This window comes from Streptomyces sp. CNS606 (assembly GCF_000426325.1).
Genome location: NZ_AUFD01000008.1, coordinates 122,608 through 136,533 on the forward strand (window position 1 = coordinate 122,608; position 13,926 = coordinate 136,533).

The 13,926-nt window shown below is 72.3% G+C and carries 14 protein-coding genes; 9 read left to right on the plus strand and 5 right to left on the minus strand.

Annotated features, from left to right (window positions below):
• The first annotated feature begins 41 nt into the window (after positions 1-41).
• The 3 genes from K304_RS0105675 (at position 42) to K304_RS0105685 (ending at position 3,352) form a co-directional block, all read left to right on the plus strand.
• Positions 42-1,361 carry a multidrug effflux MFS transporter gene (locus K304_RS0105675; RefSeq protein ID WP_027762959.1) on the plus strand — a complete coding sequence of 440 codons (1,320 nt, stop codon included), beginning with the start codon at positions 42-44 and terminating at the stop codon, positions 1,359-1,361.
• Positions 1,334-2,494 (plus strand): serine hydrolase, encoded by a 1,161-nt coding sequence (locus tag K304_RS0105680; protein WP_027762960.1) that lies wholly within the window; start codon positions 1,334-1,336, stop codon positions 2,492-2,494. Before K304_RS0105675 ends, K304_RS0105680 begins: the two co-directional genes overlap by 28 nt.
• A 99-nt stretch (positions 2,495-2,593) precedes the next feature.
• Positions 2,594-3,352 (plus strand): class I SAM-dependent methyltransferase, encoded by a 759-nt coding sequence (locus tag K304_RS0105685; protein WP_027762961.1) that lies wholly within the window; start codon positions 2,594-2,596, stop codon positions 3,350-3,352.
• On the opposite strand, the gene K304_RS0105690 is transcribed toward K304_RS0105685, so the two are convergent.
• The 3 genes from K304_RS0105690 to K304_RS27475 all read right to left on the minus strand — a co-directional run bounded on the left by K304_RS0105690 (position 3,338) and on the right by K304_RS27475 (position 5,946).
• The gene (locus K304_RS0105690; RefSeq protein ID WP_051307930.1) at positions 3,338-3,712 is read right to left on the minus strand and encodes a rhodanese-like domain-containing protein; all 375 of its coding nucleotides are present in this window, start codon (positions 3,710-3,712) and stop codon (positions 3,338-3,340) included. The genes K304_RS0105685 and K304_RS0105690 overlap by 15 nt on opposite strands.
• A complete protein-coding gene (locus K304_RS27470; protein WP_037789322.1) occupies positions 3,709-4,248 on the minus strand; it encodes a cupin domain-containing protein in 540 nt (179 codons plus the stop codon). Before K304_RS27470 ends, K304_RS0105690 begins: the two co-directional genes overlap by 4 nt.
• A gap of 321 nt (positions 4,249-4,569) precedes the next feature.
• Positions 4,570-5,946 (minus strand): FAD/NAD(P)-binding protein, encoded by a 1,377-nt coding sequence (locus K304_RS27475; RefSeq protein WP_486591579.1) that lies wholly within the window; start codon positions 5,944-5,946, stop codon positions 4,570-4,572.
• A 268-nt stretch (positions 5,947-6,214) separates the two neighbouring features.
• On the opposite strand from K304_RS27475, the gene thrS reads away from it, so the two are divergent.
• Genes thrS through K304_RS0105715 form a run of 3 tightly spaced genes read left to right on the plus strand, consistent with a single transcriptional unit; the run spans position 6,215 to position 9,186 of the window.
• The gene (thrS, locus tag K304_RS0105705) at positions 6,215-7,438 is read left to right on the plus strand and encodes a threonine--tRNA ligase (RefSeq protein ID WP_027762963.1); all 1,224 of its coding nucleotides are present in this window, start codon (positions 6,215-6,217) and stop codon (positions 7,436-7,438) included.
• 19 nt (positions 7,439-7,457) lie between these two features.
• Positions 7,458-8,078, plus strand: a complete 621-nt coding sequence (locus K304_RS0105710) for an L-threonylcarbamoyladenylate synthase (RefSeq protein WP_027762964.1) — start codon at positions 7,458-7,460, stop codon at positions 8,076-8,078.
• A 46-nt stretch (positions 8,079-8,124) separates the two neighbouring features.
• Positions 8,125-9,186 carry a small ribosomal subunit Rsm22 family protein gene (locus K304_RS0105715; RefSeq protein ID WP_027762965.1) on the plus strand — a complete coding sequence of 354 codons (1,062 nt, stop codon included), beginning with the start codon at positions 8,125-8,127 and terminating at the stop codon, positions 9,184-9,186.
• A gap of 99 nt (positions 9,187-9,285) precedes the next feature.
• Here K304_RS0105715 and K304_RS0105720 read toward each other — a convergent pair whose 3' ends face one another.
• Positions 9,286-10,011: a hypothetical protein gene (locus K304_RS0105720; protein WP_486591580.1), complete on the minus strand. Its 726-nt coding sequence runs from the start codon at positions 10,009-10,011 to the stop codon at positions 9,286-9,288.
• Between the two features lie 139 nt (positions 10,012-10,150).
• Positions 10,151-10,321 carry a hypothetical protein gene (locus tag K304_RS33570; RefSeq protein ID WP_199779572.1) on the minus strand — a complete coding sequence of 57 codons (171 nt, stop codon included), beginning with the start codon at positions 10,319-10,321 and terminating at the stop codon, positions 10,151-10,153.
• Positions 10,322-10,870: 549 nt separating this feature from the next.
• Between K304_RS33570 and K304_RS0105730 the strand changes: the two genes are divergently transcribed.
• The 3 genes from K304_RS0105730 to K304_RS27480 all read left to right on the plus strand — a co-directional run bounded on the left by K304_RS0105730 (position 10,871) and on the right by K304_RS27480 (position 13,916).
• Positions 10,871-11,395 carry a hypothetical protein gene (locus K304_RS0105730; RefSeq protein ID WP_158687302.1) on the plus strand — a complete coding sequence of 175 codons (525 nt, stop codon included), beginning with the start codon at positions 10,871-10,873 and terminating at the stop codon, positions 11,393-11,395.
• 146 nt (positions 11,396-11,541) lie between these two features.
• Complete coding sequence (locus tag K304_RS33245) at positions 11,542-12,084, plus strand: hypothetical protein (RefSeq protein WP_158687303.1); 543 nt, start codon at positions 11,542-11,544, stop codon at positions 12,082-12,084.
• Positions 12,085-12,677: 593 nt separating this feature from the next.
• Positions 12,678-13,916 carry an aromatic acid exporter family protein gene (locus tag K304_RS27480; protein WP_486591581.1) on the plus strand — a complete coding sequence of 413 codons (1,239 nt, stop codon included), beginning with the start codon at positions 12,678-12,680 and terminating at the stop codon, positions 13,914-13,916.
• Positions 13,917-13,926 lie beyond the last annotated feature (10 nt).

The window sequence follows — 13,926 nt, forward strand, 5'->3', positions numbered from 1 at the left end:
GGGAGAATGTCTGTGCCGTTGACTTTCTCCTGGAGAGGTGCATGTCCGAATCCGGCCCCTCGACCCCGGCCGCTCCGCCCGCCACCCCACCCGCTGCCACCCCGGCCGTCCCCGCGCCCGCCGCCCCGCCCGCCGCCGCCGAAGAGCCGAAGCTCACCCGCCGGCAGCGGGCGGGACTGCTGCTCACCCTCATCCTGGGCAGTCTCACCGCGCTCCCGGCGCTGTCCATGGACATGTACCTCCCGGCGCTCCCGGCGGTCGGCTCCGACCTGTCCACCCCGGCGGCGAGCGTCCAGCTCACGCTGACCACCTGCCTCCTCGGACTCGCCGTCGGCCAGCTCGTCGTCGGGCCGATGAGCGACCAGTTCGGGCGTCGCCGGCCGCTCCTCATCGGCATGGGCGGATACGTACTGGCCAGCGCCGCCTGCGCGTTCGCCCCCACCATCGGCACGCTCACCGGCTTCCGCCTCGTGCAGGGCCTCGCCGGGTCGGCCGGCATCGTCATCGCCCGCGCCGTCGTCCGCGACCTCTACGACGGCCTGGCCATGGCCCGTTTCTTCTCCACCCTGATGCTCATCGCGGGCACCGCGCCGATCCTCGCCCCCGTGCTCGGCGGCCAGATCCTCCGCTTCACCGACTGGCGCGGCGTGTTCCTGGTCCTCACCGGCATCGGAACGCTGCTGATGCTGATCGTGGCCCGCAAGCTGCCCGAGACCCTGCCGGCGCGCGCACGCCACCGGGGCGGGGTGCCGGAGGCGCTGCGCACCATGCGCGGTCTCTTCGCCGACCGCGTCTTCACCGGCTACCTGCTGGCCGGCAGCTTCGGCTTCGCCGCGCTGTTCGCCTACGTGGCCGCGTCGCCGTTCGTGGTGCAGGAGATCTACGGCGCCTCGCCGCAGACCTTCAGCATGCTGTTCATGGCCAACTCGATCGGCCTGGTGGCCGTCGGCCAGGTCAACGGCAAGATCCTGGTGGGCCGGGTGTCGCTGGACCGGGTGATGGCGTTCGGACTCGCCCTCACCCTCCTCGCCGCGGTGGCGCTGCTGCTCCTGACCGCCGGCGCCTTCGGCCCGGTCGGCCTGGTGCCGGTCGCCACCGGCCTGTTCGTGCTGATGTCCGGCATGGCGCTGATCCTGCCGAACGCCAACAGTCAGGCGCTGATGCGCGCCCCGCACGCCGCCGGGTCGGCGTCCGCGCTGCTGGGTACCTCGCAGTTCCTGGTCGGCGCCGTCGCCTCGCCCCTCGTCGGCATCGCCGGCGAGCACACGGCCGTGCCCATGGCGCTGGTGCAACTCGGTGCGCTGCTCGTGGCCGTCGGGGGTTTCCTGGGTATGTGCAGACCGTGGCGTACGCGCGACTGAGGCCGGCCGTCTCGCCGGAACGGGCGGGGCTGCACGCCGCCCGGCTCGACGCTCTCGTCGCGCACGTCGACGCCCTCCCCGGCCGCTGGTGCGCCGGCGTCGTCGTCCTCGCCGGCCGGGGACCGTACGTCGCCGTCGAACACGCCGCCGGCCGGGCCGTCCGGTACGCCTCCTGGGACCCGCACGCCGGACGCGGCACCGAACTCCCGCGTCACCGCCAGGTGCCCGCCGGGACGGGCACGGTCTTCGACCTGGCCTCGCTCACCAAGCTGTTCACCGCGATCGCCGTCCTGCAGCAGGTGGAACGGGGCACCGTCGACCTCGACACCGGGATCGACCGCTACGCCCGCCGCCACGCCGGGCGCGACGCCCCGGCGCGCGGCCTCACGCTGCGGCAGCTGCTGACCCACCGCTCGGGGCTGCGCCCGGAGCTGCCGCTGTACGCCTGCGCCACCCGCGCCGAGCGCATCGACGCGCTGTGGAACGAGGAGCCGCGGACCCGCCCCGGTACCGCCGTCGGCTACTCCGACCTCAACCTGCTCCTCACCCAGCAGGTGCTCGAACTGGCGACCGGCCGTGGTCTGGACGCACTGCTGCACGAGGGCGTGCTGCACCCGCTGGGCATGGAGCACACCCGGTTCCGGCCGCCCCGGTCGTGGATTCCCCGTATCGCGGCGACCGAGGACCAGCGCACCCCGTGGGCCAAGCTCGACCGCGGGATGCTGCGCGGCGAGGTGCACGACGAGAACGCCCACGCCCTGGGCGGCGTCGCCGGGCACGCCGGCCTGTTCTCCACCGCCGGGGACCTCGCGGTGCTCTGCCGCACCCTGCTCAACGGCGGCGCGTACGGCACCGCGCGCATCCTGGCGCCGTCCTCGGTGGCGGCGCTGCTGGCCCCGCCGGGGCTGGGCTTCGGCGTCGACCAGCCGTGGTTCATGGGCGAGTTGGCGGGGCCGCTGAGCGAGGGCCGCGCCGCCGGGCACACCGGCTTCACCGGCACCAGCCTGGTGCTGGACCCCGTCAGCGACACCTTCCTCGTGCTGCTGGCCAACACCGTGCACCCGGTGCGCCGTCCCGCCGACAACGCCCCCCGCGCCCTGGCCGCGACGCATCTGGCGCGCGCCCTGCGCTGAGGCGGTCCCGCGCGGGGCATCCCCACCGGGGCTCCGGGGCGCGGACCGCCCCGGAAAACCCCGCGACGGGAGCGCACCCGGCACCGCACAATGCGCGCCATGGAACGCAGCCGCATCAGCGCCCTCGCCCACGCGCACCACCCCATCGCCGCACCGCTCGCCGACGCCGTCGTGGCAGGGCTCCTGGAGCGGGCGCTGCCCCCCGGCGAGGGACGCGTGCTCGACCTCGGCTGCGGTGGGGCCGCCTGGCTGCGTCGCGGCCTGGACCTGCGTCCCGGACTCCACGCGGTGGGCGTCGACCTGGACGCGCAGACCGTGGAGCGTGCCCGCCGGGACGCGGCCGCCGACGGACTCGGCGACCGCCTCACCCTGCACGCCGCCGACGCGCGGGAGTTCGCTGCCGACCGGCCTTTCGACAGCGTGCTGTGCGTCGGCGCCACCCACGCCTTCGGCGGCCTGCTGCCCACGCTCGCCGCCGCCCGCCGCCACCTGGCGCCGGGTGGCACGGTGCTCGTCGGCGACGGCTTCTGGGAATGCGAGCCCGACCGCCGCACCCTCGACGTCGGCTTCGCCGCGGACGAGTACGCCGACCTCGCCGCCACTGTCGACCGCGTCACGGCCGCGGGCTGGACACCGGTGTACGGGCACACCAGCACGCCGGAGGAGTGGGACGACTACGAGTGGTCCTGGACCGGCAGCCTCGCCGCGTGGGCCCTGGACAACGGCGCGGACGCCGCCCTGGAGGCCGCGACGCGGCATCGCGACGAGTGGCTGCACGGCTACCGCGGCACCCTCGGCTTCGTGACCCTGGTGCTGCGCCGTACGCGGCCGGACGACGAGCCGTCAGGCCACCGGTAGTCCCGCCGCCCGCCAGGCCTGGAAGCCTCCGCGCAGGTCCGCGACGTTCGTCAGGCCCAGCGTCTCCAGCGAGCGGACGGCGAGGCTGGACGCGTACCCCTCGTCGCAGAACACGACGACGGGCAGGTCCGGACCGGTGGCCTCGGGTAGCCGGTGCGGGCAGGTGGGGTCGAGCCGCCACTCCAGTTCGTTCCGCTCCACGACGAGCGCGCCCGGGACCAGTCCGTCGCGGTCGCGGAGCGCGGCGTACCGGAGGTCGACCAGGAGCGCGCCGGCCCGGGCCGCCGCTGCGGCCTCCGCCGGGTCCACCCGGCGCATTCCGGCCCGCACGGAAGCCAGCAGTGCGTCGATCCTGCTCATGTCCACGCTCCGGGGTGTTCGACGTCGACCAGCCGCAGCAGTCCGCCGTGCGCCGCGAACCGGCGCATCGACGGCAGCGCGGGCGCGTAGAGGTGCAGCGAGACCGCGTGCACGGTACCGGTGCTGAGCACGTCGTGCACGTGGCGCGGACCGAACGCCCGCCCGGCGCCGGCCGTGAGCACGCGCCGGTGCGGCCCGCCGGGCGGTAGCCGCACGGTGTCCGTCTCCCGGGAGGGTTCGGCGGCCGGGGTGTGCTCCTCCAGCAGCCCTTCGAGCACGGTGAAGGCGCCGCTGGCGCCGCCGTGGTCGTGCCAGCCGGTGGCCGTGCCGGGCGGCCAGCCGACGAGCCAGGCCTCACAGCCGTCCGGGCCGTCGATCCGGGCCCAGGTCCGGACGTCGGCCTCCAGGTGCAGCTGCGGGCGCACGGCGGGATCGCGTGCCAGTTCCGCGGCCCGGGCGAGGAGCCGGCGGCGGGACGAGGCCCCGGGCCCGGCCGGGTCCGGGTCGGGGCGCGACTGCGTGGGGGAGGCGAGCATCGGTGCTCCAGAGGGCCGGTCGTGCGAGCGGACGGTGTGGGGGCGGCGGGTCCGGGATGCGGACTCGGTGGTGACCCGCTGGTCTCCGACTGTACCCTACTAACCCAGTAGGAAAACTAGGGAAATCTGGGGTGTGCGTCGCGAACCCGGGGGGAACCCCGCTCCGCACCCGCCGACCACACCGTGGTGCGGCTCCGCGAGGCGGAGCTGTTCCGCGGCCGGTACCGCACCCGTACGCTCCGCCGCCACCTGGCGCTGCACGCGTACGCCTCCGCGCCCGCCACCTGCCCGGCGGGCGCGTGAGGCCACGGGCGGGGCGGCCTACCGGTACGACACCACCAGCGCGTCGGCGAGGGCGGCGGCCTGCACGCGGATCTCCGGGATGGCGGTGGTCTCCCACAACTCGCCGCGCCTGGGCGCTCCGAGGGTGTGGAGCGCACGCGACGCCGTACCGTGCTCGTCCAGCAGCCGTCCCTCCTCGGTCGCCACACCGAGGCCGAGCGGCCCGGGCACGGCCAGCCCGGAGTCCAGCAGGGAGCGCCACAGCGATCCCGGCGCCGCGTCCGTCTCCGAACCCGGACCGGTGCAGTCCACCACCCAGCCGGTCGTCAGCCGGGCGCCGTCGGCCAGGACGGTGGCGAACCTGCCGGTCTCCAGCGGGCGTACCGAGGAGATCCGTCCGGTGTGCCGCCGCAACCCGCCGGTGGCCTCCAGTCGTTGCACGGTGCGCGCGGTCGCCGGGGGCATACGGTGCCGGAGGGTGTTCCACCGGGTCATGCCGTGCGCCATCAACTCCGCCTTCTCCGCTTCGCCGAGGCCCTGCCAGACCCGCGAGACCACCGGCCGCAGCCCGTCCATGGCCGGACGCCAGTCGCCCGACTCCCGCCGCTGACCGGCGAGATGGCGGGTCACGGCGGCGCGCAGCCGTCCCGGGGAGCGTTCCGCCGTCAGTCCGGGTGGGCAGGGGACGGGCGGCAGCGGCACGTCCGCGTGCCGGGCGGGCAGCAGATCGGTGCGGGAGACGGCGTGCACCGTGCGGCCGGGACGCGCGAGCGTCATCGCGAGGTCGGCGGCGGTCAGGCCCGCGCCGACCAGCAGCACGTCGTCGCGGTCCGCCGCGACGACGTCCAGCGCGCCGGTCTCCCACGGCCGGGCCAGGAATCCCGGCGCCTCCCGGAGTTCCTGCGGAATCCATCCGCCGCCCTCGGCGGGCCCGGTCGCCAGCACCACCCGGTCGGCGTGGACCAGGCGCCCGTCGGCCAACAGCAGAGCGGCTCTCCCGGCGGGGTCCGGCCAGTCGCACCGCACCGCCTCCGCCCGCAGCCGCCGGACGCGCACGGTCTCCCGCGCACCGATCACCGCACGGCCCAGCGTGTGGCCGAGGTAGGAGCCGAACCGGTAGCGGGAGACGAAGTCCCCGTCCCCGACCTGTTCCTCGTGCCGGCACAGCCAGCGCCGGAAGTGTCCCGGATCATCCGGACGGCAACTCATCGCGCCCACCGGTGTGTTGAGCAGATGCCGGGGATCCCGGCTGCCGTACGCCGTGCCGCGGCCCGCCTCCGGCGCGGGATCGACCAGCACCAGGTCGAGCGGCTGTCCGGCGCGCACCGCGGTGTCGCACACGTGCAACGCGACGAGCGTGCCCGCCGCTCCCGCGCCGACGACCACCACGACCGGCCGCACCGGTGAGCCCTCCACCCGGAACCTCCCTCGGCCACTCTTTCCGGTCAAACAGACCGGGAAACTAGGGAAGCCCACTCTACCCCGCCTCCCGCTCCCGGAAAACCGCTGTCCCGCCCGGAGCCGACGCTGCTAGCCTGCCTGACATGAAGCGCGCTGTCGTCACGACGACGCCGGACTGACGTCCCGGCGCGCTGAACGACGAACCGAAGCGAAGCCCCGGGGCGAGTGCCCCGGGGCTTCGCCGTGCGGTGGTCACTCGTCCCCGACACCGAGGGAGACCACCGTGCAGGACCACCGCAGGCTCGGCCGCGAGCTGGACGTCTTCGACACCGACCCCTTGATCGGCGCGGGGCTGCCGTACTGGCTGCCCGACGGCGCCGCCGTGCGCCACGCGCTGGAGGAGTACGTGCGCGGCGAGGAGCGACGGGCCGGCTACCGCCACGTCTACGCGCCGCCGCTCGGCAAACGGGAGCTGTACGAGCTCTCGGGCCACTGGGAGCACTACCGCGACGACATGTTCCCGCCGATGGACCTCGGCGGCGAGCAGGTCGTGCTGCGGCCCAGCCTCTGCCCCCACCACGCGCTCATCTACCGGTCCCGTTCCCGCAGCCATCGCGAACTCCCGCTGCGTATCGCCGAGCTGGGCGACATGTACCGGTCCGAACCCTCCGGGGTGCTGGGCGGTCTGAGCCGCGTGCGGGCCATCCGCCTCAACGACGCGCACGTCTTCTGCACCCCGGGCCAGGCCGCGGCGGAGATCCGCGCCGCGCTGGAGATGATCCGCCGGGCCCACCGCGCCATGGGAATCGTCCCCACCCGCCACCGGCTCTCCCTCCCGGGCGCGGGCGGGAAGTACGTCGCCGGGCAGGAGCGGTGGCGACGGGCCATCGCGCTGCTCACCGACGCGCTCGACGCCTCCGGCCTCCCGTACGAGGCGGCGGAGGGCGAGGCCGCGTTCTACGGGCCCAAGATCGACGTGCAGTTCACCGACGCGGCCGGACGCGAGTTCACCCTGTCCACCGTGCAGATCGACTTCCACCAGCCCGAGCGGTTCGGTCTGGAGTACGTCGCGGCGGACGGCGGGCGCCACCGGCCGGTGATGGTGCACCGCAGCGTCGTCGGCAGCATCGAACGGGCCGTCGCCCACCTCCTCGAACGGCACGGCGGCGCCTTCCCCGCCTGGCTCGCCCCCACCCAGCTGGTCGTCCTCCCCGTCTCGGACGCCGAACACCCGGCCGCCGCCGCGCTCGCCCGGCGGGCCGTCGAGGAGGGACTGCGGGCCGAGGTCGCCGGCCCGGAACGCGGCACCCTCGGGGCCCGCGTCCGGCGGGCCCGCCACGTGCCGTATCAGGCCGTGGTCGGCCCGCGGGAGGCGGGCGACGGCCGCGCCGCGCTCCGGCTGCGGGACGGTCGCAGGCTCGCCGCCATGCCGTCCTGCGACCTGCTCGCCGGCATCGGCGCACACGTCGCAGCCCGCAGCGCCGAAGCCCTGTGGGACGGGGCATGACGCCGCGTAAACTCGCCGGATGGCGAAGTACTACGACGTGCACCCCGAAAACCCTCAGCCGCGCAGCATCGGCCAGGTCGTGGAGGCCGTCCGGTCCGATGCCCTCGTCGCGTATCCCACGGACTCCTGCTACGCGCTGGGCTGCCGGCTGGGCAGCGCCGACGGCATCGCCCGCATCCGGTCGATCCGGAATCTGGACGACCGCCACCACTTCACCCTGGTGTGCCGCGACTTCGCCCAGCTGGGCCAGTTCGTGCACATCGACAACGACGTCTTCCGCGCGATCAAGGGAGCGACCCCCGGCAGCTACACCTTCATCCTCCCCGCGACCAAGGAGGTGCCGCGCCGGCTGCTGCACCCCAAGAAGAAGACGGTCGGCGTGCGCATCCCCGACCACGTCGTCGCGCAGGCGCTGCTCGCCGAACTCGGTGAGCCCCTGCTCTCCAGCACCCTGCTGCTCCCCGACGAGGAGGAGCCCATGACCCAGGGCTGGGAGATCAAGGACCGGCTGGACCACGTCGTGGACGCAGTGATCGACTCGGGCGACTGCGGCACCGAACCCACCACGGTCATCGACTTCTCCGGCGGGGGCGCGGAGATCGTGCGCCACGGAGCGGGCTCCACCGAACGCTTCGAGTGATCATGCACGGCGTACCCCGTACCCGCGCACCCCGTACACTGCCACGGTGCAACAGGCCAGCTCACCGCGGACCGCGGAGTCGCTGAGGGCCGCGCTCGACGCGCTCGTCGACGGGCTGCCGCCCCGGCGGGCGGCGTCGGCCGTGGAGCGGCTGATCGGCCACTACCGCGGCGCCACCCCCACCCACGCGCCCATCCTCCGCGACCGCGCGGACGTCGTGGCGTACGCCGCGTACCGGATGCCCGCCACGTTCGAGGCCGTCGCGGCGGCGCTGCGGGCCCTGGCCGTACGGGCCCCCGGCTGGTCGCCGGAGACACACCTGGACCTGGGCGGCGGCACCGGCGCGGCGGTGTGGGCCGCCGACGCGGTCTGGGGCGACGGCCCGCCGGGCGGTCCCACGCGTGGCACGACCGTGCTCGACTGGTCCGAACCCGCCCTCGCCCTGGGACGGGACCTCGCGGCGCAGCGCGGTTCCGCGGCGCCGGCCGCCGCCGAGTGGCGGCGGCAGCGGCTCGCCGGGGACGCCGCGCTGCCTCCGGCCGACCTGGTCAGCGTCGGCTACGTGCTCAACGAACTCGCCGACGCGGACCGCGGCACCGTCATCGAGGCGGCCGCCGGGGCGGCCCGGGGAGCGGTCCTGGTCGTCGAACCGGGCACCCCCCACGGCTACGCCCGGATGATCGAAGCCCGCGACCGGCTGGTGGCGGCCGGGCTGACCGTCCTGGCGCCCTGCCCGCACAGCGGGCGCTGCCCGATCGTGCCCGGCGAGGACTGGTGCCACTTCGCCGCCCGCGTCAGCCGCTCCTCCCTCCACCGCCGGGTCAAGGGCGGCACCCTTCCCTACGAGGACGAGAAGTTCGCCTACGTCGCGGCCGTGACCCCCGGGCTGCTCGACGGGGGCGCCGGCGGCCCGGCTTCCGCCCGCATCGTGCGCAAGCCGCAGATCCGCAAGGGACAGGTGCTGCTCGATCTGTGCAGCGAGCACGAGGGCTTGCGGCGGACGACGGTCAGCAAGCGGCACGGCGCGGACTACCGCGCCGCCCGCAACGCCGACTGGGGCGACGCCTGGCCCCCGCCCGGCCCGGCCGGCCAGGTGTGTTGCAGTTGACGGAGAGTGAGGCTGGATGTGCCCGGCCCTGGATGCGGCGGCCCTGCCTGCCCGCATCATGAGCCGCCGGCTTTTCGGGTGCCGTGCCCGTGTGGGGCTTCAGCTTCCTGACGCCGTCGGGGGATTCGCGGTGCCGTTGCACTTTCCGGGTCCGGCCGCGTGTGCGGCCTCTTTTCCGCAGGCGATCATCTCCCATTCAAGCTTGAGAGTGTAGAGGTGATCGTTCGTTCGGTAGTCGATCCAGGCGCGATCGATGATGCCTCCTGGCTCGCCCACTTTCATGGCGAACAGTAGTTCGGTGAAGCCGGATGTCGACCTGTCCTCGTCCGCGCAGCTCTGGGTGATGCGGGTGCCGGGGCCGGCTTTCTCAAAGCGGCCGGGAAGTCGTCCATCCGGCAGGTCGGGAGGTTCGCCGATGGCACCACCGAGGGGTCCGGCCGCCGGGTCGGTGGCTCTGGTCTTGCCTGACACGGTGCGCAGCATCAGGTGGACGTCGAGGGGCTTGACCGTGGTGCGGTAGCGGATGTCTTCGATTTCGATGGCCGAGCCGGTGGTGGAGCAGAGCACGTAGGTGCCGAAGGTGCCCGTCCATGGCGTTCGCTCGGGTGCGTACATGGAGGTGGCGCCCTGCTGCGTGTGGGACTGGAGGGGGCCTTGTCCGGCCAGGTGCTCTCTGCGGTGGGCCTCGAAGGGGGAGCCGGCGACGGCGAGGTAGGCGACGATCGCGGCTGTGATCAGAGCAGCGGCCGTGAGCGGCGGACGAGCGGCGAGTGCCCGCCGCCGCGCGGGGGCGGGGGCGGGCACTTCGTGGGGTTCGGGGTTCACAGTTCTTCTTCGATGCGGTTGTAGTACTGCTGGACCTTGGGGGCGTAGTCGGGCTTGTCGCTGTTGCCGCACAGGGAGTCGTGGTCAGCGGTCATCTTGTAGCTGAGGGACGACTTCGATGTGTAGGCCCGCTGGGTGCTCAGGTCGATGCCAGCCGCACCCGGAATCGGGCGTTCTCCAGCGCCACAGCCTTGTTGACCTGGCCGTTCAGCGCTACCACGCCGTTCGCTTGTGCCGCAGTGGCCGCCTTCGGAGCAAGCAGGCCTCCAGCGACAACAATTCCCAGGGTGGCCGGAAAAACGGATCTCACGCCGGCATTGTTCCCCATTTGACTTCCCCCGTAATCGATGCACCCGCAAGCAAGTTACCCGAACAGCAAAGGAGCGAAAAGCGGGAAGCTGCAATGAGACACCCCTGTTATGTGTGCGTTTTTAGCTCGCAATGTCTGACTGCATCAACTAAAATGTATCCGAAAATGCAGACAAGAGTGGAAATTGGGACTGGTGAGGAGTGGCGGAGGGTGTCAGACATCGCTGCCGATGCCAGCGATGCCCGGCGCAAAGCCGGAGCCGGGTGGGGGCGACGGGCGGACCCTGCGCTCTCACTGCGTCCAACGGCTCCATGCGCGATCGGCGTCCGAAACGGCTCGCCGCGGGCGAACCCTTGTAGGTGAAGGGGGCATAGGCAGTCGCCGAAAGGGTGTCCCGCGACCACTAGAATGTGCCCCTGTCCGCCGTGGAGGCAACCGGCGGCGAACGGGGGAGGATTAGTGCACTTTGGGAAGTTCCGGCGATCGGTGACTGCTGCGACAGCAGGGTCCCTGCTGCTTGTGGCGGGATGCGGGGCCGACATTGAGAAGGTGACGCTCACGAAGGCCGAGGTGAACGCGGTCCTCCCGGGGAAGAGTGCTATGCCTGGTTGGAGGACATTCTTCAAGCCGACCACAACCTCTTACAAGAGCGCCTTCGAGGGGAAGCTCTGCCCGGGCGAGAGTGAAGCTTGCAAGGGGGTCCGCCTCTACAGCTCAGTGAGGTTCCATCACAAGGAGCAGCATAGCTTCGCCACTTTCATCGTGATTACCTACAAGGACGACGGTTCGGCGGCGGCCGCGTACGACTCGTTGTGGGAGCGATTCGGGCAGCTGCCTGACTCTCACCCGCGCACACTGGATCTCGGCGAGCTCGGCGATACCCGTGACGCGCGTTTCGGTCAGTCCGGAATCGATGAGGTCGGTGGTGTCTATCAGGTCCGTGTCGGCCCGATGATTCTGTTCGGCAATGCGACTGGCGAGAAGCCGGAAACAGAGCTCAGTCCCGGTAAGATCAAGAGTTTCGCCGAAATGCTCACCGGTCGTGCGGAAGGCCCGGAACCGGGCGACAAGTAGAGGTCGACTCCTGACGCACCAGTGCGCGGGTACGACTTCTCTTCCGCGGTACATCAATGGTGTTCTGGCTGCGGGCTGACGAACGTCGCGGCAGATTCAGTGAACAACAGGGCGGCGCATCTCGACGGAATAGCAGGTGACCACTAGTGGTCTTCGCGCAGCGCAAGCTCGCCGCCATGCTTCTCGTTCTTGGAGGGGTAGCGGGATGCTCCCTGCCCGAGGAGGAGTTCGGCGTGCCGGAGCGGGTATGCGGTGTGCCGCTTCCAGAGGGCACCGTCCGCTCCGTCCTCCCGGGCGGAGCGGAACTCAAGGAATCCGGCGAACCCTTGCCCAAGCTGTACAACCACTGTGACCTGGTGGTGGACGGAGAGTCAGCCGTGAGAATCGCCTTCGGTGCATCGACCGAGTTCTACGAACCCTTGAAAGACCACAGATATCGTGACGGCGACGAGATCACCTTGAGCCTTCCGGGTTCTGGCGCCATGAAGTCCAACGGCAGAACGAAGATAATCCTCAAATGCGGCCTACCCGGGCGTCCCAACATCGCTGGTACTTTTCACTACCCGCCGCCGGGTGGAGTCCATGCCGATCCGTCGCGCGCTGACATGAAGCGCTTCGCCGTGACGTACATGGCAGGCGCGAAGAAGGAACTCGGGTGTCCTCAACCGAACACTTCCCCGGAACCCTGACACAGCGGGCAGATTTCAGGGCTTGGACCTGTTGGCCCTGAGTCAGCGGCTGGGACCGGGTCAGGGCCTGGATCTGACTCTTCTCTCGTCCACGCACAGCACCAGGGCCTTCTCGCCAGGTGCGGACCGTGTCCGGAGAAACCCGCAGGCGGCGGGAGACCTCCAGGATGCGCGTGGCCCTCGGCGCACTCCAGCACGATCCGCGACCGCTGAGCCAGCGCCTGAGACGTCGTACGGCGACGCACCCAGCCCTCCAGCACAGCCCGCTGGGCATCAGTCAACGACAACGGCGGAATCTTCGAACCCGGACGGCTCAGACCCAACCAACGACGAATCTCCGACTCGGGTCACCAGCGGCTCCTTCCCGGGCTGCCCACCGCCGAGGGGCCGTGCCGCCCTCATGCCGCCGTGTCCGCCCCCGGCGGTGTTCCCGTACGGACCTGCCCCTGCTCCTGCATGAGCGGCCGCCGAGCGGCAACACGGGACTGAGTCGGCCGGGCTCCTCCCGGCCGGCGCAGTCCCGGCCGCGCGTGCACCTTTCCGACGCACGACCCGGCCGTGACGCACGCGACGGAGAAGGAGAGCAGAGACCGGTGTCCCATGACCGAGCCGCCGTCGGCACCCGCGGGGCCGCGCCGCCCGACCGCCTGAGCCGCGTCCGCCAGTGGTGGACGCGCGCCTCGTCCGCAGGCAGCCACGAGCGCAACACCCTGCTGCTCGTGGCGAAGAGCACCGTCGCCGCGTGCGTGGGCTGGGTGATCGCCCACCGCCTGATGCACGCTCAGTTCCCCGCCTTCGCGCCGTTCTCCGCGGTGCTGATGATGCAGGTCACCGTCTACCAGTCCGTTTCCCAGGCGCTGCGCTACGTGGGAGCGGTGGTGGTCGGGGTCGCCCTGCAGGGGGTGCTGGGGTTCGTGGCCGGCCCGGACCTGGCGACTTTCGCCCTCGTCGCGTTCATCGCCCTGGTGATCGGCCGCTGGCGGCCCCTCGGCACGCAGGGCGGGCAGGTCGTCACGGCCGCCTTCTTCGCCTTCTCCGCCTTCCTGTCCGCCGGCTCCGGCGGCGAGCGCCTCTCCCTGCTGGGCGAGATCGTTCTCCTGGTCCTGGTCGGATGTGCCGTGGGCGTGCTGGTCAACGTGGTCCTTGTGCCGCCGCTGCGGTACCGCAGCGCGGAGTACGGGGTCCGCTCCCTGGCGCACAGCCTGTGCGACCTGCTGAGCGACATGTTCGCCGCGCTGCAGGAGAACAGCCTGGAGGAGGAGCGCACCCGCCAGTGGCGCCACCGGGCCGGCGATCTCCGCTCCAGCGTGGACCAGGCCAGGTCGTCCGTGGACACCGCCTACGAGAGCCTCTTCTACAACCCGCGCCGCCTGCTGCCCGGCCGGCGGATGACGGCGGACTTCAGCGGCTACCGCGCGGTGATCGACGGCCTGGAGCGGGTGGCGCACCAGGTCGCCTCCATGACCCGCAGCCTCGACCAGTGGCGGGAGAGGGAAGGGGAACGGGGGCGGGGAGACCACGGCCGGTTCGTCCAGGTGTACGGGGACTTCCTGTCCTCCGCCGCGACGATCGCGAGGCTGCTGAGCGAGGTGGACGAGGACCGGCTGCAGGACCAGGCCACGAAGCTGTGCCAAGCCGCCGGATCGGCTCAGGACAGCAGGAAACGGCTCGCCGACCTCGGCGACCGCGAGCGGCTGCCCGCGGAGGACCTGCACCACCCCTACGGCGTGCTCCTGCTGGAGGCGGACCGCCTGATGGTCGAGTTCCAGCACACCTGCGACGTGCTCCAGGACGCCGTGGACCGGCACGCCGCGACCCGCGCCGCGCGGTGACGGCGGGGCA